Annotated in this window: 17 protein-coding genes; 8 read left to right on the top strand and 9 right to left on the bottom strand. The window is 40.8% G+C overall.

The features are described from left to right. Positions 1 to 11 precede the first annotated feature (11 nt). The 3 genes from ADHAQ_RS0107795 (at position 12) to ADHAQ_RS0107785 (ending at position 1,526) form a co-directional block, all read left to right on the top strand. Positions 12 to 821 carry an inositol monophosphatase family protein gene (locus ADHAQ_RS0107795; protein ID WP_026462457.1) on the top strand — a complete coding sequence of 270 codons (810 nt, stop codon included), beginning with the start codon at positions 12 to 14 and terminating at the stop codon, positions 819 to 821. Positions 822 to 870: 49 nt separating this feature from the next. Beyond that, the gene (locus ADHAQ_RS0107790) at positions 871 to 1,050 is read left to right on the top strand and encodes a FeoB-associated Cys-rich membrane protein (protein ID WP_026462456.1); all 180 of its coding nucleotides are present in this window, start codon (positions 871 to 873) and stop codon (positions 1,048 to 1,050) included. 140 nt (positions 1,051 to 1,190) lie between these two features. After that, a complete protein-coding gene (locus ADHAQ_RS0107785) occupies positions 1,191 to 1,526 on the top strand; it encodes a hypothetical protein (RefSeq protein WP_026462455.1) in 336 nt (111 codons plus the stop codon). Between the two features lie 72 nt (positions 1,527 to 1,598). Here the strand turns inward: ADHAQ_RS0107785 and ADHAQ_RS0107780 are convergent, their stop codons facing one another. From ADHAQ_RS0107780 to radA, 5 genes are all read right to left on the bottom strand, one after another. Then, complete coding sequence (locus ADHAQ_RS0107780; protein ID WP_026462454.1) at positions 1,599 to 2,519, bottom strand: mechanosensitive ion channel family protein; 921 nt, start codon at positions 2,517 to 2,519, stop codon at positions 1,599 to 1,601. Positions 2,520 to 2,531: 12 nt separating this feature from the next. After that, complete coding sequence (locus tag ADHAQ_RS27145; RefSeq protein ID WP_169727986.1) at positions 2,532 to 2,939, bottom strand: putative signal transducing protein; 408 nt, start codon at positions 2,937 to 2,939, stop codon at positions 2,532 to 2,534. 14 nt (positions 2,940 to 2,953) lie between these two features. Next, positions 2,954 to 3,976, bottom strand: a complete 1,023-nt coding sequence (locus ADHAQ_RS0107770; RefSeq protein WP_026462453.1) for an SPASM domain-containing protein — start codon at positions 3,974 to 3,976, stop codon at positions 2,954 to 2,956. 163 nt (positions 3,977 to 4,139) lie between these two features. Next, on the bottom strand, positions 4,140 to 5,531 hold the full coding sequence (locus tag ADHAQ_RS0107765) for a TlpA family protein disulfide reductase (protein WP_026462452.1): 1,392 nt from the start codon (positions 5,529 to 5,531) through the stop codon (positions 4,140 to 4,142). A gap of 163 nt (positions 5,532 to 5,694) precedes the next feature. Next, positions 5,695 to 7,065 (bottom strand): DNA repair protein RadA, encoded by a 1,371-nt coding sequence (radA, locus tag ADHAQ_RS0107760; RefSeq protein WP_026462451.1) that lies wholly within the window; start codon positions 7,063 to 7,065, stop codon positions 5,695 to 5,697. A 575-nt stretch (positions 7,066 to 7,640) separates the two neighbouring features. Here radA and ADHAQ_RS0107755 point away from each other — a divergent pair. Next, positions 7,641 to 7,931 carry a GNAT family N-acetyltransferase gene (locus ADHAQ_RS0107755; protein ID WP_026462450.1) on the top strand — a complete coding sequence of 97 codons (291 nt, stop codon included), beginning with the start codon at positions 7,641 to 7,643 and terminating at the stop codon, positions 7,929 to 7,931. Between the two features lie 60 nt (positions 7,932 to 7,991). Here the strand turns inward: ADHAQ_RS0107755 and ADHAQ_RS0107750 are convergent, their stop codons facing one another. Then, positions 7,992 to 8,261, bottom strand: coding sequence for a hypothetical protein (locus tag ADHAQ_RS0107750; protein ID WP_026462449.1), 270 nt, complete (start codon positions 8,259 to 8,261; stop codon positions 7,992 to 7,994). Between the two features lie 524 nt (positions 8,262 to 8,785). Next, positions 8,786 to 9,283: a CHRD domain-containing protein gene (locus ADHAQ_RS24915; protein ID WP_084523785.1), complete on the bottom strand. Its 498-nt coding sequence runs from the start codon at positions 9,281 to 9,283 to the stop codon at positions 8,786 to 8,788. Positions 9,284 to 9,780: 497 nt separating this feature from the next. Between ADHAQ_RS24915 and ADHAQ_RS0107740 the strand changes: the two genes are divergently transcribed. The 4 genes from ADHAQ_RS0107740 to ADHAQ_RS0107725 all read left to right on the top strand — a co-directional run bounded on the left by ADHAQ_RS0107740 (position 9,781) and on the right by ADHAQ_RS0107725 (position 19,163). Beyond that, positions 9,781 to 10,503, top strand: coding sequence for a hypothetical protein (locus ADHAQ_RS0107740; protein WP_026462448.1), 723 nt, complete (start codon positions 9,781 to 9,783; stop codon positions 10,501 to 10,503). A 164-nt stretch (positions 10,504 to 10,667) separates the two neighbouring features. Continuing rightward, the gene (locus tag ADHAQ_RS0107735; RefSeq protein WP_157433370.1) at positions 10,668 to 15,989 is read left to right on the top strand and encodes a translocation/assembly module TamB domain-containing protein; all 5,322 of its coding nucleotides are present in this window, start codon (positions 10,668 to 10,670) and stop codon (positions 15,987 to 15,989) included. 68 nt (positions 15,990 to 16,057) lie between these two features. Next, entirely contained in the window at positions 16,058 to 18,427 is a 2,370-nt protein-coding gene (gene tamL / locus ADHAQ_RS0107730; protein WP_051359783.1) for a translocation and assembly module lipoprotein TamL, read from the top strand. Between the two features lie 10 nt (positions 18,428 to 18,437). Next, positions 18,438 to 19,163: a DUF72 domain-containing protein gene (locus tag ADHAQ_RS0107725; RefSeq protein ID WP_034256675.1), complete on the top strand. Its 726-nt coding sequence runs from the start codon at positions 18,438 to 18,440 to the stop codon at positions 19,161 to 19,163. A 15-nt stretch (positions 19,164 to 19,178) separates the two neighbouring features. On the opposite strand, the gene ADHAQ_RS0107720 is transcribed toward ADHAQ_RS0107725, so the two are convergent. Next, positions 19,179 to 19,625: an AAA family ATPase gene (locus tag ADHAQ_RS0107720; protein ID WP_026462444.1), complete on the bottom strand. Its 447-nt coding sequence runs from the start codon at positions 19,623 to 19,625 to the stop codon at positions 19,179 to 19,181. Positions 19,626 to 19,710: 85 nt separating this feature from the next. Then, positions 19,711 to 20,997 (bottom strand): serine hydrolase domain-containing protein, encoded by a 1,287-nt coding sequence (locus ADHAQ_RS24910; protein WP_051359782.1) that lies wholly within the window; start codon positions 20,995 to 20,997, stop codon positions 19,711 to 19,713. Positions 20,998 to 21,728: the final 731 nt, after the last annotated feature.

Below are 21,728 nucleotides of genomic sequence, written 5' to 3'. Positions count from 1 at the left end.
AAAATAAGCCTATGAATCTTTCTGAACTTTGCCAGGAAATAGTTGCTATTGCTAAAAAAACCGGCGAATTTATTCGTGCCGAAGCGGCGGCTTTTGACAGAAGTAAAATTGAACATAAAGGCCTGAACGACATGGTTTCGTATGTAGACAAACAGGCTGAAGAACAAATAATAGCTGGCATAAAAGCTGTATTTCCAGATTCGGGATTTATTGCGGAAGAAGGCACTTCTGATGAGAAACACGAGGTATACAACTGGATTATAGACCCTTTGGATGGAACTACCAATTTCATTCATGGGGTGCCTGTTTTTTGCGTGAGCATTGGCTTAATGGAGCGGGATGAAATGGTGCTGGGAGTTATTTATGAGATAAACCAGGATGAATGCTTTTATGCGACAAAGGGTGGTGGAGCTTTCCTGAATGGCAAGCCTATAAAAGTAACTGATACTCCTGACTTAGCTAATAGTTTAATGGTAACCGGGTACCCCTATACCGATTTTGGCTGGATGCAGGATTACTTACAATTGCTAGGTGGCTTTATGCAAAAATCACATGGCGTACGGCGGTTAGGATCAGCGGCTGCAGACTTAGCTTATGTTGCCTGCGGCAGGTTTGAAGGGTTCTTTGAGTTTAATTTAAAGCCTTGGGACGTGGCAGCAGGAGTAGTTATTGTAAGAGAAGCGGGCGGACGTGTTACAAAATTCGGCGGCAGTGGCGATCCGGTTTTTGGCAAAGAATTATTGGCTACTAACGGGCGGATTCACGACGAAACCAGTCAATTTATTTTATCCTACTGGAATAAGAGTGAACAACCTTTGTAATAGCAGCCACAATAAACTTTTTTTAAACTTAAGCGGTTCTTAACAAGACATGGTACAGCAACTTATTATATTTCTCATATTTATTGCCGCTGCTTTTTATGTAGGTCGTTTAGTTTACAGAAACTTTAGCACCAAGTCTGGCGGCTGTGTTAAAGGTTGTGGTAGCGCTTGTTCTTCTATTGATTTTACTAAAATTCAGAAGAATATAAACTCGGCTTCCCAGAGTTAAAAGCCTGTTTTTATGCGACTCTTTAGCTAGAGAATTTACAGACTTCCAAATTTTTCCGGTTTGTGCAGTTAACTTGTTTCGGTTTTTACGTATAGCAGCTATACTATATTCGATGAATAACCCTTAATAATTATACTGCTATGCAAGACAAAGAAGAATTAACGTCGCAAATAGATGTACAAAAGAAGCTTAAGGAAGAAGGCTTTACAAAAGATTTCCGGGTTGAGAATGAACGGTTAACTAGTTATGGCGAAAACGATGGTAAAACATACGGAGCCGAGGAAGTAAAAATTGTAGACTTTTACCGTTTTGAAGGAGAAACTAATCCGGATGATATGGCCATTTTATATGCTATTGAATGCAACGATGGAACAAAAGGAACTATCTCTAACTCGTATGGTCCTTTAGCCGATACGGATATTGATGCTTTCTTAGTAAGAGTACAGGACTTAGGAAAAAATGTAGATAAGAACTAAGCGAAATTATAGCACAAAAAATAAAAGCTGAAGGAGTACATCCTTCAGCTTTTATTTTTTCTAAAACCTAATTCAGGATTCCTTTTTTTCCTCAGGCGCTTCTGGTTTTAAAACAGAAAGCTGATCGCTTAAATTTACTCCTCCCTGAATACCAAAATCTAATGTCCGGATTGGGAATGGTATAGCCATATTATTGGCATCAAGCGCTTTCTTTATTTTTATAATGGCTTCACTACGGGCAAATACATAATCAAACTGCCGGTTATAATGAACCCAAAACCGTACTTTACAATTTATAGAACTATCGCCAAACTCTTCATAAACTACCTCTACATCTTTGGTTTCTACCTGGCCTTTTATACCAATTACAGCTTCCTTTATTACTTGCTGCGCCCGTTCTAAATCCTCTCCATAAGAAATACCCAAGGTTACATCTACCCGCCTGATACCGTAATGGGTAAAAACCACCATTACATTCTCAAAAACTTTCCGGTTAGGTACTTTTACTAACTCCCCTGTTACCTGTCTGATATCAATGGTCCGTAAATTAATCCGCTCAATTGTCCCAAAATAATCGTTGGATTCTATCACATCGCCTACCCCAAAAGGTTTACGTACAGCAATAATAACCCCCGAAATAAAGTTAGCGGCAATATCCTGAAAGGCGAAACCCAAAGCCAAACCTATAATACCAACCCCAGCCAGCAATGAGGTAACGGTTTTATCTAGTTCCAGAATATCCAGCGCAAAGAAAAAGCCAATCAGGAGAGAAGCTGTGTAAGCCAGTGAAGCAATAAGGTTATTTAAGGCTAAACTGTGCGAAAACCGGGGCAATACTTTTTCAGTAGTGCGCTGAATGAGCCGTGCCACAAAAAAAGTAGCTACTAAAACTATAAGTGCGATTATCAGGTTGGGCAACATGAGCACCAGTTGCTTTAACCAAGAATCGATCTTAGCCACCATTAAATTTAAGTACCGGTTTATCTCTAGCATAGAATATAATTTTTAAGGGCGCCACGTATGGCCACAATTGCCACATACGAGAATATGGTTGCGTAAGGGGTCTGCCAAGATAAAAGAAAGTAGTTTTTTAAATATACCTGGCTGCTCCTCTACTTGTACCTGGGGCGATGCACATACCGGACAGGCTCCTACAACGCCCATTGTTGGTTGCAACTCATCTCGAATCTCCGCTATAATTGCTCTGGCATTTTCTTTATCCTGTTGCCGGACCCGTAATTTTACGCCCCCATACGCAATGCTGTGCCAGGGCTGGTTCGAAATAATATTTTCGTCGCCTAATACACACGGAATACCTTCTACTTCTAAACGGTTGCGGTAAATATGTGCTTCAATAGCTTCCGGAAAAGTAGCCACCGTTACCATTACCACCTCTGTATTTTCTTCTTCCATGTTTATTACGTGACCTATCCCCATACTTTAGTTCCCTGTGTACAGTTGCGGCACATCTCGATTTCGTTTCGTGATTTTAATAGAGCCTGGCGAAATTTACGGTAGGGAGTGCCCCGCCATAGTTGTTCAAATTTCTGTTGTTTTAAATCGCCCATGCGGTACTCAGCATCTTTATCAAAACAACAAGGCACCACCAAACCATCCCAGGTTATTACGCAAGAGTGCCACATTTTCCAACAATGATTCAGAAGTTTATTTTTTATAGAGAAGCTTCCATTGCCATTGTTCTGATACCGGGAGTAATAATCAATGGTAGGAATAAGAGGGGAGCCTTGCTCATAATCATAAATTTGAGCGGTTTTAAACCATACATCATCTACTTCCAGTTCTTTCGCCAAATTCCGCACCTCATCCAGCTGGTGTTCGTTGGGGCGCACCACTAAGAACTGGAATACCACATAGGGTGTCCTGGATTTTAACTTTTTTTTCCATTTAATTAAGTTACGTGTGCCCTCCAATACTTTGTCTAACTGCCCTCCAATGCGGTAAGCCTGGTAGGTTTCCTGTGTGGTTCCATCTATAGATATAATCATACGGTCCAGCCCTGATTCTACAGTTTTACGGGCATTCTCTTCATTTAAAAAATGAGCGTTGGTAGAAGTAGCGGTATAAATACCTTTTGCGGAAGCGTGTTTAACTAAATCCAAGAAACGGGGATGGAGGTACGGCTCTCCCTGGAAATAAAAAATTAGATACAGTAATTTCTGGTGAAGTTCGTCAATAGTCCGCCTGAACAAGGTATCATCCAACATACCAGTAGGCCGCGTAAAGGACCGCAAGCCACTGGGACACTCCGGACACCGTAAATTACAACTGGTAGTAGGCTCAAACGAAATACTTATTGGGCTTCCCCAATGCCGGGAGGTTTTAGTGACTTTGGAAAGAATATAACTGCTAATCACCTTGGTTGCATTAATAGCGCGCGGCAGTGTTAACTTAGATAAAAAATTAAATCCGTCAGAGATTTTGCCCTTCATACAGCAGCTTTAAATATTCGGGAGGTTTCCGAAATAGGAATCTAAAAGTACGAGTAACTACGGAAAGAAGCTTGAGCCAGCCGAAAATAATAAACTGCTAGAGCCTTAAATTAAAGCGATACAGGAAGTGCCTGTATCGCTTTAATTTAATCTTTTACTATTTCTACATTTTAAGCGCTTTTAATAACTCATTATTAATGCTGGCATTGCTGGGGCGTTTTGCATTGGTACTAATAAATGTACCGTCTGTATCTATCAGAAAATAAGCAGGTGCCTCTACCACTTTATATTTTTGTAATAATTCTTCTTTATTCCTGGCAAACAGTTGTACTCCTTTTAATTTACGAGAGGCAACCGACTTTCGCCATAATTCCTCATCGCCATCTACTCCAATGTTTATAAAAATAATGTTTTTATTAAGCATTTCTTTTTCCAGTTCTTTGGCATAAGGCAAATCTACTTTACATAAAATACAGGTGGTACTCCAGAAATTGAGGTACACTACCTTCCCCTTAAAATCTTTTAAGGAAACATCTTTTCCTTCAATAGATTTTAATTTAAAATCTGGTGCCTGGCCGCCTAAGGCAAAAGCTTTATTAACATTATATGCCGTCACTAAAGGATCATTAAGTTTCAGGTTGGGGGCTAGCTTCATTAAATCCTGCCATATCTGATCGGTATATTTTATAAAGCCATTTTGAATAGAGTTGTGCAGAATTTGCGCCAGTACTAAATTACGGCACTCGCCGGTTAATTTTTCTTTGGCTGTACTATACAGAGCCCAGTAATAATCCGGATTACTTGGCTGGTGGTTTGTTGCCGTTAATACAAACTGAAGGTAATTAGTTAAAAAGCTGGTGTAGGCATGGCTTTTTAAGGCCTGGGAGTTATTGATGGTAACAGTTTTTAGAAAATCATAATAACCCGGAGATAATTTTATTAGTGAGCCTCCAATAACGCGTTGGCGCAGACTGGCAAAGGTTAACAAATCGTTGGCCCAACTATATTCTATTTCGGCCTTTATATAATTTTTAAAATCTTCTGATAAAGGGGTTTTAGCAGCATGCCGCTCTAAAAATTGTAACTGGTCTTTTTTGCGGTAATCCAGAAAGGCAACAAAGCTTTTTTCATTTAACCGGATATTATTCGGCAATATCTGGTAATCTTCATCTTCATAAAATTTAAGATTAAAACTTACCAGAAAATTATTCTCATTTGCGCCTTTACCCTTAAATTTTAAGGTTTTAAAAAAATTCTCAGGATTAAAGCGCACCTCCAGTTCATCACCGGGGTGCAGAAACAAACTAATGGATTCCTCATCATAAACGAAATCAGCAGAAGTAGCCTCGGAAACAGGAACACTAATAGCAAACTGGCCCTGCGCATCTATAGCGCTCAAACTCTGCACTTCCTTAGCACTTAAAGTATTAGGATTAACTGCTACCATAATACTATCCTGCTCGGGGTTAATCACTTTACCCTTTACAATTGCTTTTTGCGCAAATAGAGAAAAACTGGAAAGAAGAAAAATTAAGAGTAAGTTAAGCTGCTTCATAGGCTAACTAATTTATAAAGTAAACACAAAAGTTAATACACCAAATAGTTATTACTTTTGATATAATTCAGCTATAACACAACTAATTAAATAAAATTCAAAAAGGCAGTCACATTTTTTAACCTTAGTTACGTTATATTTTAAATTTAATTTACTCTTTACATTATCCAAAGAGACCACTCAATACTTCTTCAAGTTTACTTACAGCATGCACTTTAATGCCGTAGCGTTTTAGGTCGGTTCCCTTTACATTGAATTTAGAAATATATATTTCTGTAAAGCCTAGTTTTTCAGCTTCACCTATACGCTGATCTATCCGATTAACAGCCCTAATTTCGCCACTTAAGCCTACTTCGGCAGCGAAACAAGTAGTGTTGGGTATGGCGATATCTTCAAAAGATGATAGGATGGAGGCACATACTGCTAAATCAATAGCCGGATCTTCTACTTTTAATCCCCCGGCAATATTTAAAAATACATCTTGGGATCCTAATTTAAATCCGCCCCGCTTTTCCAGTACCGCCAGTAACATATTAAGCCGTTTAGCATCATACCCGGTAGAGGAACGCTGCGGAGTACCATAGGTAGCCGGACTCACCAGGCTTTGCACTTCAATTAACAATGGCCGGTTCCCTTCTAAAGTAGCGCCAATACTAATCCCGCTTAAGTTTTCTTCGCGCTGCGATAATAAAATTTCGGAAGGATTGCTTACTTCGCGTAAACCAGTCCCATGCATCTCATAAATTCCCAGTTCGGCCGTAGAACCGAAGCGGTTTTTGGTAGTACGCAAAATGCGGTAGGTCATGTGCCGATCTCCCTCAAACTGCAACACAGTATCTACCATATGCTCTAAAATTTTAGGGCCAGCTAAGTTTCCTTCTTTGGTAATATGACCAATTAAAAACACAGGCGTTCCACTTTCTTTTGCATATTTTAATAACTCTGCGGTACACTCACGCACTTGCGAAATACTACCAGCGCCTGATTCTATGAACGAGGAATGCAAGGTTTGAATAGAATCGACGATCAGCACATTGGGCTGTAATTGTTCTATTTGTTTAAAAATATTTTGGGTACCGGTTTCGGTTAAAATAAAACAGTTAGGATGTTGCACGCCTAAGCGCTCAGCCCGCATTTTTATTTGTTGGTCGCTTTCTTCTCCAGAGATATACAGCACCCGGTTTTTCTTTAAACTTAGGGCTATCTGCAGCATTAGAGTAGATTTACCAATGCCTGGTTCGCCGCCAATTAATACCATAGAACCGGGCACGATACCGCCTCCCAATACCCGGTTAAGCTCTTGGTCCGCAGTTACAACCCGAGACTCTTCCTGGTAATTTATTTCGGCAATAGCACGAGGTTTAGCTGCTACCTGAGTAGAAGTGCTCCGCCAGGTAGGACCGCTAGCTTCTTCTCGTTGCAATACTTCTTCTACATAGGTATTCCATTCACCACAAGCCGGGCACCGCCCAATCCATTTCGCAGATTGGGCACCGCAGTTTTGGCAGAAATAAGAGGTTTTAACTTTAGCCATGTATTAATGAGATCCAAGTATTAAAGAGGTAATATTAATAACTTGGCGAGAATAATCTTTGATTGAAAATGTTATGCTTAACCGAGCAGCCATTAAATAGGTTTGCCCTTTAAACACCTATACAAGATACTAGCTTTTTGCTGTTTTTCCTACATATTGCTCATTCTGGCACCCGTTAAAGCGAAACTGTATAATATAGAAATACTTTAATATATGCTTTTATATTTCACATAAAGAATCATAAATTAGGCAATAACTTATTAAATAAATTCTATTTAATTTCTTACAATAGAAATCTCTTTCTGCATTATTGATTTAAAAATTTACCGTTTTTATAAAGTATAGAAGGAAATGGATAGATACATTAAAGCTTTATTAGCAACTAATTTTTAGAATCCTACCGGAGGATGTAGGACAATATATTACTTTGCCAAAGTAATATATTGCCAGAACCAAGTTATAAAGCTAGGTTTATAATAAGCAACTACCTTCAGTACTGCTTCTGGATTATAAGTAGGCGAACTTTCTGTTTTTACCGGCGTAAGGCTTGAGAATTAGCTACTAATACACTTATTATGGAAACTACTGTAAATCACGATAAAGACAATCAGGAATTTAGCATTACTCTGGAAAACGACCAGGCTGAATTGGCCTATAGTTTACCAAAAGATAATGTGATGAACTTTCAACATACATTTGTACCCGAAAACTTTAGAGGGAAGGGCGTTGCTTTTCAATTAATTAAAACCGGATTAGAATATGCGCAGAACAATAATTATAAAGTAATTGCTTCCTGTCCGATAGTAGCCGCTTATATCCGAAAGCACAAAGAATACGAGCCTTTACTAGATACTTATATGATTTAGCCTTTCCTGCTCAAATCAAATAAAAAAGCTTCGTTATACGCGAAGCTTTTTTATTTCTACTTAATATCCCCGATAATACCGCCCTTGGTGTCTGCCGCCACCTCTTCCGTAGTAGCCACCCCGACCATGGCCAGGAGGTGGGTAGTACCGATAAGGTTGCGGGTATACCATGTATGGTCGGAAATAGGGTCTGGGGTAAGTGCGATAATAAGGAGCTGGTACCACCGGATAAGCAGGGTAGGAAGAATAACCTACATAAGCTCCGGTACAACTAGTTAAACCTGACCCAACCAGGATAACTAGACCGATAAAAATTAGAAACTTTTTCATGGCACTTCTTTTTGTATATTACAACAAAATATGTACCAATTATATACTCTCTCTAATATAGTAAAGACCTATATAATTTAGCCTTTAAAGCCGCTCCAGAAAGCAGCTAATACGTTGGATTCCGACTAAACAGTTTAGTACAGAAGGCCATTTTACCTCAGTTTTAGCAACGAAAAAAGCTTTATATTACCTCTTTACAAGGAAATAGGGGATTATTCCTTAATTAAAAATAGTATAAGGATAACCAGAGCAATTACACTAGAGGGAGTGGGCTAAATACTATCAGTTTACAAAGAGCCTGCTGGTTTGCAGTTACCAATTTCTTTTTGCTCTCTACTAACTTCATTAATTGAAGTGGGGATTAGAGCCGTAACAGCAATATATTTTAATGAAGGCTAATAAAGGTACAGCATGCCAGAGAGGAGAAAAGACTAAGTCTTTTCTCCTCCTTAGTTTAAATGAAATTTGTCAATATTAATTAAATAACTGCTTTAGCTACTTAAAAAATTATAGGTTATAGCTTACTAGCGGGGAAGTACCTGTGCCCGAAGTTCGCCACCCGGAAATTGGCTGCTATGAATATTTACATACCAGTTACCAGCCAATAAAGCAGTTTCCTCATCAGCAGTAAGCGTACGGGTAGTACCAGAAACAGGGGAGGTATAAGTAGCTGGATTTCCGGTACCTGGTATTGGAATAACTATGTTACCAGAAACAGCCGTTGCAGGCAGATTTGCTGTTGGGATAGCATTATGAAAGTGCATACCGGTTACATTGGTAGTTATTCCGCTCCAGGCTATGGTATACGTTATTGTTTTTGTATCCTTATTATAAGAACCATTAACTGTTCCGGTTCCTGGTGAGTTAACTACGGTCGGTCTTTCATTTGCACCAGATAAAGTGGTAGTTTGAAAAGTTACTACCGGCGATTCTTCATCTTTTTTACAAGCTCCCAAAACTAAAGCCATTACCAATAAAAGTCCCGTTAGGGAAAATGTTGCTTTTCTTACTTGCTTTCTCATGTCTTTACTTAGTTAAATGAATTGAATTAGTTTGTGGTGTATTTTCTACAATCGAACGTTAAACTTAGGTAATTTTATTTAAACCCCCACTGATAAATTTTCAGAAAAAAAATTCTGGTTTTATTTATGTTGCTTTTACCTGCTGCTAGGTCAGTTTGTAAAGTAGCACTTCTAAAATGGCTACCGACCCTTAATGACACCCTCCATTACTACATATAAAACACTGAATATTAAAATATTAACTAATAAATTATTTTATTGTAATTAAAGCAGAATCTATACTTGATACCCAAATTTTTTACCATAAATTTTATCCTATCATATTTGGTACCCGTAAAAAATCAGGCTTTGCTGCTAACTGAGTAGCAAAGTTGGTCTGGTAAGAAATGAGAAAGGACAGCGGGGAAATCAGCAAAATTTAATTTAGGAAAACCCATGTGTCCATTTTGGTAGTTTCTGCCGGCCGGAGGTAAATGTTTAACCTAAATTAATAAGCTATGAAACGTTACATTAAATTAATTCCGGCAGTTGCTTTTGCTTTTTGCTCGTTGGCTGCCAATGCACAGAGTAATGGCTCTTCCACTAACCGAACGCAATCTCAAAGAGATAAAAGTACAACCTCACAATCGGGTACTAATACCAAAGCAGGTGCCAATACTAATGCTCCTTCCGATGTTTATAACCAGGTGCAACATAACTATTTAAGCAACCCTGGCTATAACGGCGATCCATTAAGCTCCAGTGGCAGCCAATCTGCTGTGGATAAAAGCTCTAAAGTTGGTCATAATAAAAAAAATCCGGCTAGCAGCGTTTCTCAAAACAGAAGCAGCAACTCCTCTAATGGGAACAAGTCTCTGAGCAACAATAACACTGCCACTACCAACCCTGATTTAAATGGCTCCATGAGCTATCAGCGCCAGGGCAATGTGCAGTCAGGCGGCTTGTCTGCAACAGGTTTTTATGATAAAGCCACGTTAGATGCCATGCAGAGCGAAATATTCTTACAACTGGATCGGTCGCGTCTTTTAAATGAGAAGATGATGTTACTCAATCAGAAAATAGAGTTAATGAGTAGCGTTATAAATAAAGATAAAAAAGCCCGTGATATAAATTCTCAACTCCAAACCCTGGATAGCCGATTGGAAGACCTGGATCGGCAATTAAATTTTGGCAGCTCCGCTGAAAACAACTCTTCTAACGGTATACATGAAGATAAATAAGGATTAAATAATATTTTGCAGTTGACAAAAAGCCGGTAAATTCCCGGCTTTTTGCTTTATAACCTATTCTACATATAAAAATTTTATAATATATCCAAATCAAAGACTATCCAAAGTGATAAAAAAACGTATGACGAGTTCGGAAGAAAATTCAATTCGCATCGTTGACAACTACACATAACTCTCATATTGGCCGTACCATCCTTAAAATCCTTTTGTGGATTATCGGGATCCCCTTGGTTTTAATTCTGGTGCTGGTGATAGCCCTGCAGTTTTCGGCCACCCAAAATTACTTAGCAGACAAGGGCACAAATTATTTAGCTGATAAGCTGAAAACGGAAGTGCGCATTGGCCGTGTTAAAACAGACTTTAGAAACAGCTTTGTTTTAGAAGATTTTTACATGGAAGACCAGAAAGGCGATACGTTGCTCTATGCTGGTCGGCTGGGCCTGGATATTAACTTTTTTTCCCTACTTAATAGCGAAATCAATATCAGTTCTGCCACCTTACGGAATGCTACGGCGCATATAAAAACTTTTATGCCCGACAGTACTACCAACTATGACTTTGTATTAAATGCTTTTGCCGCAGATACAGCTACTGCGCAACCGGTAGATACTACTGCCGCACCTTTTACCTATAAAATGGGCGATATGCAACTGGAGAATATTTTCCTGACAATGGACGACCAGATTTATGGTAATAATGTTCGCACCCGCATTGGCAACCTAAAAGCCCGCATGGATGAAATTAATCCCGATAAAGAAATATACCGGATTAATAACGTAACCCTGCAAAACAGTTATGCCAATATTATTCAAACCAAAGTACCTGATGCCACAACTGATACAGCGGAGACCAAACCTTTGACAATGCAGTTTAATATAGGCAGCGTATTATTGGAAAAAGTAAAATTAAATTACCAGAATACAGTTGCCTCGCAGCGCATAGCTTTAAATATAGGCCGCACTGAACTTCAGGCCGATAACATTGACCTACCCAATGCCAAAGTAAACCTGAATAAGTTTGATCTACAGAATACCTCAGTCGCTTACTTCCAGGACAAGTATACGCATCCGGATTCTATGGCCATTGAACCCGTAGAAACAGCGAAAGAACTGGACAAAGCGGTAGAAGAAAGAGAAGGAGCACCCGTAAACTGGGTAGTAACCCTGAAAGACATGAACATTGGGGGGCTTAACGTACAGTTTGGAAATTATAACACTCCCGCCCAGACTACCGGCATGGATTTTAATCATTTAAATTTTACAGATATCAACCTGGATCTGGATGACTTTTACTTTAGCCAGAACCGCATAGCCGCTGATTTAAATGATTTTAGATTGAAAGAAAAGAGTGGTTTTGAAGTTCGGAAATTTACCGCTGCTATCTCTGTCGACTCCACCCGTGCCGCTTTAGAAGATCTGCACCTGGAAACCGGTGAAAGTATTTTACGCAGGCGATTTGCTATAGGGTATCCGTCTTTAGAAACCATAGCTGATAATATCAACCGTTTAACCATCGAAGCTGATTTAGATAATTCAAAAATTGGCTTCCGTGACTTATTGTATTTCCAGCCGGCATTAGCTAAAAATCCTTCTTTCCGGAGTATATTAAACCGCCCGCTGTACATAGATGGCCGCATGTATGGGCGCATGGATAATCTAAGAATCGAGAACCTGCAAGCTGCCGGTTTAAATGGGACTGCCCTGAATGTAAGCGGCACCATTACGGGCTTACCAGATCCGGAAAAAGCTAACCTGAACCTGAATATTACTCGCTTTACCGCTTCTCGCGCTGATATTTTAGCTTTCTTACCACCTGGTTCCTTACCTCCAGGGTACCAGGTACCAAGCCGGGTAAGTTTGAGCGGTGGCATTAATGGCGGCATGCAGAACTTAAACCTTCAAAACGTTAGGCTAACAGCAGGGCCTAATACAGCGCTGCAAGCTACGGGTACCATCCGGAATCTGACTGAACCTAATCGTTTATTTGCAAACGTAACTATTCAGCGTTTTGCCACCACCCGTACCGATATTCAAACTTTATTACCACGAGATTTAATTCCTCCTACCATACAACTACCGGAAAGCATGAGCCTGACGGGTAATTTTACTGGTAGCTTGGAAAACTTTACTACCAACTCTACTATAACTACCACTTTTGGAAATGCAACTGCTAACATACGGATGCAGCCTGGCGAACGCTACAACGGCACGGTTAGTTTAGCCAAGTTTAATTTAGGCCACTTAATGAAGATGGATAGTACCTTAGGTACCATAACCACCACCGCTACTGTTAACGGCACGGGCTTAACACCAGAAACTATGCGCGCCGATATTGATGCTACCATTCAGCAGGTGCAATACAACAACTACAACTACAATAATATTGCTATCAAAGGTCTTGCTGACCGAAATGTATTTAATGGCACGGTTAGCATGAAAGACCAGAACCTGGCTTTCAATTTTGATGGGAATGTAAATATGCGTGGGGCAGAACCAAGTTATGCCTTTACCCTTAACCTGGATGAAGCCAATTTACAGGCTTTAAATTTATATACCAGCCCGCTGCGCCTGCAGGGAAAAGTGGTTGCTGACATGCGGGGAGCCTCACTTAATACCTTAACCGGCACTGTAGATGCCGGCAAATTCACTATCCGACAGGGGCCAAAAACATACCGCATCGATTCTTTGTTCGTCCGGATGGCCAACCAGATAGGCAGCACTAATATTGCGATTCGGTCTGATATTATGAATGGCTTTTTTAGAGGAACCAACAGCGCCGAAGAATTAGGCACCGCCTTTATGAAATACGCCGATTCTTACTTTAACATTCAGGAGCCCCCATTCCCGGCCAACGTAAACTTAAATGACTTTAACTTCGATTTCCGCTTCCGTCGTACTGATTTATTAACCAATGGCCTGGTACCCGGATTGAAGAAATTTGGGCCCGGCATTATGACCGGCTCCTATACCCGCGCCAACCAGACCTTAGATGTAGATGGGTATTTACCTAACATAATTTACACCAGTTACAATCTTGATAGCTTAACCATACAATTAAATGGCGACGCCAACAGAATTAATTATGCAGTAGGTCTGCAGGAGTTATCAGATTCTACCATGCTTATTAAGAATTTAAGTTTTGGAGGCTACGCCCAGGACGATCAGTTAAAAACCCGCTTAGCCATTGCGGAAGACAATGGACAGGAACGGTTTGCGTTAGGAGGCTTACTGAATACGCTGCCCGACGCTTACCGCTTTCAGTTTACGCAAGGAGATGTTATTTTTAACCACCAGCCCTGGAACGTAAATTCCGACAATTACCTCCAGTATTATAATACAGGCGATATATTTGCCAATAATGTACGATTATCGAATGCAGCCGGCAGTGCCTTAACTTTTAATAGCCAGGGTAGCAGCCGGAATTCGCCTTTCCAAATTGGCTTTACTAACTTTCAGTTAACCGATATTTCCGAAGCCATTCAGCGTACCGATAGTTTAGTAAGTGGGGCCGTAAATGGCACCATTACTTTACGCGACATCCCTACAAAACTAAGTTTTACTTCAGATGTGCGGGTTGATAATTTTGCCTTCCAGAAAAACCTGATTGGTAATATTGCTTTGCAGGCCGATAATGCCGGCGGCGACCGCTATAATTTGAATGCCAGCTTAACAGGAAATGGTAATAACGCCACTATTAACGGCTATTATGTAGCTCAGGCCACATCTAATTCACTTAACCTGACTGCCGATATTGGTGGATTAAATTTAGCTGCGTTCGAGGGCTTTGCTATGGGCCAATTGCAGGATATGTCAGGTTCTCTGGTTGGGCGGCTAAGCATTACCGGCAGTGTAGCTCAGCCGGCCATACGCGGGCAGGCAACTTTTGCCAATGCCTCTTTTGTACCTACCATGCTGGGTGCACCATTCCGGTTACAAAACGAATCCATGACCTTTGATGAACGGGGTATCAGCTTTAATAATTTCACCCTGCTCGATTCCCTAAACAACAAAGCTACAGTAAACGGAACGGTCTTTACCAAAGATTACCTGACCTACCGCTTTGCCCTGAATGTGAACACCAACAACTTCGTGGTCATGAATTCTACCCGCGAAGATAACCCACTTTATTATGGAAAGCTTATTCTGAATGCAAATGCCCGTATTGGCGGTGAGGAAAACCATCCTGATATTAGCGGCAATGTAACCGTAGTAGATGGCTCAGCCATGACCTTGGTTATCCCGGCTACGGCGGCCGGTATGGTAGAACACGAAGGCATTGTACAGTTTGTAGATGTTACCGATACTTTGACGGCACGACTAGCCGAACTGCAAAAACGGGATACCCTGTCTCAAACCAATTTGTTTGGTTACAATGTAAGTGCCGTAGTAGATGTATCGGATAATGTTCCGTTTACTGTAATTATTGACGAAGCTTCCGGCGACTTTTTGGAAATTAGAGGACGAGGCCAGTTAAATACCGGCATGGACGATGATGGGCATATTACCTTAAGCGGACGCTATGTGGTAAGCAGTGGCCGGTACCGGTTAAACTTTTATAATCTAGCCAAACGGGAATTTGAAATTGGACGGGGCAGCAGCATTACCTGGGCTGGCGATCCGTTTACCGCCAATATGGACATTCGGGCTATTTACAATATAAAAACCGGTACCACCGAGCTAATTTCAAACCAGCTTTCCGGATCCGGAGATGACGAAGTAACCCGTAACCAATCGCGGCAACAACTGCCTTTTGATGTAATTATCAATTTAGATGGCGATCTGTTGAAACCTGATATCAGTTTCGATATTGAGTTAGAAGAATCGGCAAGAGGAACAGGAACGGCTAATGCGGCAGCGGCGCGCCTGGAAAACATCCGGCAGGACGCTTCCGAACTGAACCGGCAGGCGTTCTCCCTAATTGTATTAGGTCGTTTTATGGCTTCCGATCCGCTGCAATCTTCGGGTGGGGGCTCCCTGGCTACCACTGCCCGCAACAGTGTAAGCAATGTACTTAGCGACCAATTAAACAAACTAACCGGGCAATATTTAGGTGGACTGGGTCTGGAATTAGGTTTAAATTCTTACCAGGATTATAGTTCAGGCGCGGCTACCGGCCAAAACCGAACCGATTTAAATGTAGCCTTAAACCAGCAATTCCTGAACGATCGCTTAGTTGTTAATTTGGGCACGGATGTAGGGTTGGAAGGCCAGAGCCAACGACAATCGGGTACTGGCGGATTTGCCGGCAATATTTCAGTAGAGTACTTAATTACACCTAATGGCCGCTTACGCGTGCGCGGGTTTCAGCAACCTTCCTTCGAGGACCTGACCGAAACGCAAGTGCAGCAAACAGGGGTTTCTTTAATTTTCCAACGCAATTTTAATGACTTGGCCGATCTGTTTTCGAACCTGTCGGGTGGCAAAAACAAGGAAGCCCGTCGCAACCGAAATACCGAACAGGTAACCGATAATTATTAAGAATGTGGAGATTTAATATTAAACTATAATACAGATAAAAGAACACTAAATAATTTGAATACACGCCTATGAACGGCTTAAGCCATATTTACAAATCTTTGTTACAAATAAATTACCGGAAGGCGGTTTTACTACTTTCAGGTATTTTTAGCTTATTTTATTTAGCCGGCTGCAGCGGCTTATCAAAACTACCACCGGGTAAACGCTTGTACACAGGCGCCACTGTTAAGCTGGAATCACAGGAGCCTATTAAAAACGAAGCTGCACTATCTACTGAACTGGCATCAGTGATTACGCCAAAGCCCAATACTTCCTTTTTTGGTATGCGGCCAAAGCTGGCTATTTACAATTTTGTGGGCACGCCTAAAAAAGAAAAAGGCTTACGTAGTTTTATCCGCCGAACTTTTGGCGAACCACCGGTATATTACGATTCGGTAAGTAACAAGCATATTACTGATCTAATGGTAAACCGCTTAAACAATTCAGGTTATTTTCATTCTACGGCTTCGTATAAAGAAAATATCAAACCCAAAACAGTTAGTGTTACCTATACCGCCCAAGTAGCCAAACCATATACCATCAGCAGCATCACCTATCCTGCCGGCGATTCAGCCGCCCAGGTTTACCGCGACATAGCCGCTTCGCAAGAAAACAGCTTGTTAAAAGTAGGTGATATTTACAACCTGGCTAATTTTTCAGCAGATCGTGTACGAATTGATGCGGCTCTTAAAAACAGGGGTTACTTTTATTTTGATCCGGATTATCTGCTGTATAAAGTAGATACCACGCATAATAATTATACCGTTCAGGTATATCCTACTATTAAACCCGATACCCCCGAAGATGCCTTGGTTTCTTATAAATTAGGCGATATTTATATTTATACCAATTATTCGCTGGGTCGGGATAGCACCGACAATATACCGCCGGTACGAATTAACGGCTATCAATATTTTCCGGACGAAGAATCTTTGAAAGCCAGACATTTATTACCTTCAGTTTTTCTGGAGAAAAATAATACCTACAATCGTCGCGACCATGCGTTAACTGTTAGCCGCCTGATGAGTTTAGGCTTGTTTCGGTACGTAGATGTTAAATTTAGCAAAAGCGACAGCATCCGGAATGCCTTAAATGCTTACCTGCGTTTAACGCCCCAGCGTACCCAATCGCTACGAGCCGAGGTAGAAACCGTAACTAAAACCAATGGATTTGCCGGGCCGGGTATTAATATCCGGTACCGCCACCGCAACCTTATGCGGGGAGCCGAACAATTGCAGCTAACGCTAAACGCCAGCCAGGAATCTTTTTCGGGGAACAAAAACCGGAACAGCTCTAACGTAAATGAAACTAACACCGGCAACAACAACGCCAGCGGATTAAATTCCTTGATTTTCGGTGCCCAGGCTCAATTAGATGTTCCCCGGTTTATTACGCCCTTCAACTTAACCAACCTCCGGAGCGAGTTTGTACCTAAAACCCGCTTTACCCTGGGTTTTACCTTTATGGACCGACGTAATTTCTTCCAAATGTTGGGGTACAATGCTACTTATGGTTACGTTTGGCGGCCTAAACCTCGGATTACGCACGAATTAACGCCTATTAATATTCAGTATTCTCAACTTTCTAACGTAGATACGATTTTCCAGAGAAGGCTAGACAATAGTTTATACCTGCGCCAGACCTTCCAGAACCAATTTATTGCGGGATCTATTTATAATTTTACTTACAACACCCAAAATCAACAACAACATAAGACCGACTTTTATTTTAATGGCAATATTGACGTTTCGGGTAATTTGCTAAACTTGTTCACGTCTAAAATTCAGAAACAGGAAGTAAACCCTAATACCGTACTGAAACAAGCTTACTCGCAATACTCCCGCTTAACACTGGAAACCCGTTTTTATCAGAACTTAACCAAAGGCACCCGCTTAGCTACCCGGATGATTATAGGCGCTGGTATTCCGTATGGCAATTCAGCGGCTTTACCTTATATAAAACAATACTTTATTGGCGGTGCCAACAGCATCCGGGCCTATCGCCCGAGAGAATTAGGGCCGGGTACTTATGTTGATACTACCACAACTGGCAGTGGTTATTTCGACCAGACAGGCGATATAAAATTTGAGGCCAACGCTGAATTACGGTTTAATTTAATTCCGTATTTAAAGGGAGCTGTATTTGTTGATGCGGGTAATATCTGGCTGGCAAAGGGTAACCCGGAGCGACCAAATGGCGAATTTAAATTTAATCGGGCTGTTAGCCAGTTAGCCATTGGTACTGGTGCCGGCTTGCGCGTAGATGCCGAGTTTTTTGTCTTACGCCTGGATTTAGGTATTCCACTGCGCGATCCGTACCAAAGCCCATCTTATGTATTGCGCGTGCCACCAAACCGCAAGAGCATGGTGTTACACATTGCTATCGGGTATCCTTTCTAAAAATGGTTACATGATATACGTAGGCACGTCGGGGTGGCATTATAAGCACTGGAAGGAGGTTTTCTACCCAAAGGGCATGCAGCAGAAAGATTACCTGAACTACTACCTTCAATTTTTTAAGACGGTGGAGATCAATAATTCTTTTTACCGCCTGCCCACTTATGAGACCTTTGCCTTGTGGAAAGAATCGGTACCTGCTGATTTTACTTTTGCCGTAAAAGCCAGTAGGTATATTACCCACATGAAAAAGCTGAAAGATCCACAAACCAGCTTAGCTAACTTCATGAAAAATGTTGTAGCACTGGAAGAAAAACTAGGGCCTATCTTGTTTCAGTTACCACCTATGTGGAACTGCGATTTACTAAGATTTGAAGAATTCTTACAGGCTTTACCTACTGGTCTTTTATATACGTTTGAGTTCCGCAACCAAACCTGGTACAATGATAACGTATATGAGCTGCTACAAAAATATAAGGCAGCTTTCTGTATTTATAATTTAGATTACCACCATTCGCCTATTCTGGAAACTGCAGATTTTGTTTACATCCGACTGCACGGGCCGGAAGGGAAGTACTACGGTAGTTATTCAGATGAGGCGCTTACTACTTGGGCTGATATGGCTTTTGCCTGGGAAAAAGAAGGTAAGAGTGTATATTTTTATTTTGATAATGATATTAATGGTTTTGCAGTAGGAGATGCCCAGCGTTTACACAAGTTGGTGCAAGCTATAGCTTAAGCGAATGGACTCCTCTTATTGCTGCTGCCACTCCCGCACGCTAAACCTGCCAAGCTCTTTTATATGTACATAAAACAAAGAGTCGAAACCTTCGGAGTAGGAGGGAATCTCTAGCCGCTTGCGGGTACCATAAATACCCACGTCGGGTATTTTTTCTTTACCGGTGCGGTTACTATTACGCACAACGGCTTCCTGAGTATTTGATTCAAAAAAATAGCCGATTACCTCATACTTAGCTTCTTTGGCTACATCGATATATCTTTTGCGCTCTACCGCTGTCGGATTGGTGTTATCTACCACAAAGCGTTGTCCGGTTTGCAGGCAACTCTGCAAGAAAATGCGCTCCCTGTTGCGGGTACGCAATAAGTCCAGGCTAATACGCACGTGTGTATTAAAGAAATAGTCCTTATAAAAGGTAGATTTTCCCGTAGCCTGAATGCCACAAAAAATTATTGCCTGCATATTATTTCGGGGACTGAGGTATTTATGAGTAAACAATACCTTACGGTTTACTTCTAAAAGTAGCTTAAAAAAGCCAGTAACATTCTTACTGTATACTTTTTATCTCTTCTGCGGGCAAGGCCATATTAAACGGTTCTGCCTCTTCTGTTGAACTGCTACCCGCTACCATGGTGGGGGCTTTAAATAAATCATGCGTTGGCCAATCGTAAATTTTGGCTGTAGCACGCCACATTACTTTATCTAAATCATTAAAGTATTGCCTGGGATTAGGCTTCCCATTAACCAACACTACCCACGCTAAACCATTTGGCAATTTTGCAACCAAAGAGGAAGTGCCAGGCAAAGAACCTGTATGCCACATAGCGCCAGAACCATTCACCATCCAACCATTAGCATAGCTTTTGTTAGCCTTTGAAGGCAAACCTAGTTCCCGAAGCGAATCTGCCGATAGGATAGTTGGGCCGAATGTATTTTCATCAAGAGCCGCCAGCAATTTAGCTAAATCAGCGGCCGAGGCCAACCAACCACCATGCGCATCCATGGCTTCAATATTAAACCCACCATACGGTCCAGGAACAAATTTATCTAAATTGTCAAAAGCTGGAACGTGGGTATTGTCATTTGTATCAAAATACCGTACTTCATTAGGTTTCTTCAGGTCATAATAATTACTGGCCAGGTGCATATCTTTAATACCTATAGGCTGCAGAACATGGGTTTGTACATACTCTTCGTAACTTACTCCCGATAGCTTTTCTATTACTCTTCCTAAAATACAGTAGCCAAAGTTAGAATAAGCGTGGCGGCGACCCGGTTTAAAATCTAAACGTTTTGTAAGCATATACCGGATAATGGTTTCGGCATTGGCAGGAGCCGGAACGCCCATGGTCTGGGCAATATGCACCGAATTAAACATAGGATCGCCTTCAGGGCTATGGGCACGGTCCCAGCCGGCGGTATGTTGTAATAACTGACGTATGGTTATATTATTTATTCGCTGGTCGGTAAACGGATATTCGGCTATAGGGAGTATACCTTTAAGGCCAAACACTTTGCTATCTAAGCTTAATTTACCTTGTTCTTTTAATTTAAAAATAGCTATTGCGGTAATGGGCTTCGATACACTAGCTATTCTGTATAAATTTTGCGGCTGAGTTGGGGTATCTTCATCCGCCTGACCATACCCTTTCGAGTATATTAACTGCCCATTTTTTACTAAAGCAACAGAAGCTCCGGGCAATTGCCACCCTTCTATAAAAGCAGTTATTTCTTCATCAAAACCATCCAGATTAGGTATTACCTGGCCCCAGGAAGGAACAACAAATACAAAAGAAATTAAAAGAAATAATAAGAATAAAAAACGATTGTTCATTTAACTTAAATCACTGCCTCAACAGTTTACCGCCTAACACAAAACTTAAATCCTCTATTAGAAGCTTCAATTAAAACCGGATATTTAGCGAGGTTGCTACCTTTAAAAATAATAGCCTATTCTTTGAAATACATATTTATAGCAGGCCAGGGCTACTTTTATCCCTGAGACCACTCTTTAAATAATGCTATTTATATATATTTCTGCGTATAGGTTCTTTACCAAAACTATACCGATGTTCAAATGAATTAAGTAGAGGGTGAATATATTCACATTAACTCCCTACAAGCTTTCCTCCAGATAAATACCACTACTAAAATAGAAAATACTTTTGAAATAGCCGCAAAAAGAGCGAAACTTTTTAAAAAAAATTTCGTACCACCAGCCTCCGCAATTGATTGGTTATGCTGAAACTAATCCTGAAAGTTTATACAAACAACCGTTTAAGGCTATTCGCAGTAGCCACCACTAAATATTAGGCTTTTACAATAAAGTACAATTTACTCCTAGCGGAAGTATAAATATTGAATAGACGAGTAAGAAGGCTCGTTCAACCGGGGAAAAGGGTGGTTGACCGAATAAAAATAGCCGACTTCATGTTCCTGCTTATCTTTGAAGAAGTAAAAAGTTAACCTTAAAACTTTACTTCCTGTTTTTATTTGTTTGTTATAAACAGCACGCTCTTTAAAAAGCGTGCTGTTTTATTTTATTACCGGTAATTTGCTTTCCGC

Source organism: Adhaeribacter aquaticus DSM 16391, assembly GCF_000473365.1.
Classification (GTDB): Bacteria; Bacteroidota; Bacteroidia; order Cytophagales; family Hymenobacteraceae; genus Adhaeribacter; species Adhaeribacter aquaticus.
Note: the sequence above shows the minus strand (reverse complement) of the source record. Positions and strands in the feature narration are given on the sequence as shown.

What these genes read in the sequence shown, in the direction of transcription:
- ADHAQ_RS0107795 (WP_026462457.1), top strand. Translation starts at nt 12, where the DNA reads ATGAATCTTTCTGAACTTTGCCAGGAAATAGTTGCTATTGCTAAAAAA.
- ADHAQ_RS0107790 (WP_026462456.1), top strand. Translation starts at nt 871, where the DNA reads ATGGTACAGCAACTTATTATATTTCTCATATTTATTGCCGCTGCTTTT.
- ADHAQ_RS0107785 (WP_026462455.1), top strand. Translation starts at nt 1,191, where the DNA reads ATGCAAGACAAAGAAGAATTAACGTCGCAAATAGATGTACAAAAGAAG.
- ADHAQ_RS0107780 (WP_026462454.1), bottom strand. Translation starts at nt 2,519, where the DNA reads ATGCTAGAGATAAACCGGTACTTAAATTTAATGGTGGCTAAGATCGAT.
- ADHAQ_RS27145 (WP_169727986.1), bottom strand. Translation starts at nt 2,939, where the DNA reads ATGGAAGAAGAAAATACAGAGGTGGTAATGGTAACGGTGGCTACTTTT.
- ADHAQ_RS0107770 (WP_026462453.1), bottom strand. Translation starts at nt 3,976, where the DNA reads ATGAAGGGCAAAATCTCTGACGGATTTAATTTTTTATCTAAGTTAACA.
- ADHAQ_RS0107765 (WP_026462452.1), bottom strand. Translation starts at nt 5,531, where the DNA reads ATGAAGCAGCTTAACTTACTCTTAATTTTTCTTCTTTCCAGTTTTTCT.
- radA (WP_026462451.1), bottom strand. Translation starts at nt 7,065, where the DNA reads ATGGCTAAAGTTAAAACCTCTTATTTCTGCCAAAACTGCGGTGCCCAA.
- ADHAQ_RS0107755 (WP_026462450.1), top strand. Translation starts at nt 7,641, where the DNA reads ATGGAAACTACTGTAAATCACGATAAAGACAATCAGGAATTTAGCATT.
- ADHAQ_RS0107750 (WP_026462449.1), bottom strand. Translation starts at nt 8,261, where the DNA reads ATGAAAAAGTTTCTAATTTTTATCGGTCTAGTTATCCTGGTTGGGTCA.
- ADHAQ_RS24915 (WP_084523785.1), bottom strand. Translation starts at nt 9,283, where the DNA reads ATGAGAAAGCAAGTAAGAAAAGCAACATTTTCCCTAACGGGACTTTTA.
- ADHAQ_RS0107740 (WP_026462448.1), top strand. Translation starts at nt 9,781, where the DNA reads ATGAAACGTTACATTAAATTAATTCCGGCAGTTGCTTTTGCTTTTTGC.
- tamL (WP_051359783.1), top strand. Translation starts at nt 16,058, where the DNA reads ATGAACGGCTTAAGCCATATTTACAAATCTTTGTTACAAATAAATTAC.
- ADHAQ_RS0107725 (WP_034256675.1), top strand. Translation starts at nt 18,438, where the DNA reads ATGATATACGTAGGCACGTCGGGGTGGCATTATAAGCACTGGAAGGAG.
- ADHAQ_RS0107720 (WP_026462444.1), bottom strand. Translation starts at nt 19,625, where the DNA reads ATGCAGGCAATAATTTTTTGTGGCATTCAGGCTACGGGAAAATCTACC.
- ADHAQ_RS24910 (WP_051359782.1), bottom strand. Translation starts at nt 20,997, where the DNA reads ATGAACAATCGTTTTTTATTCTTATTATTTCTTTTAATTTCTTTTGTA.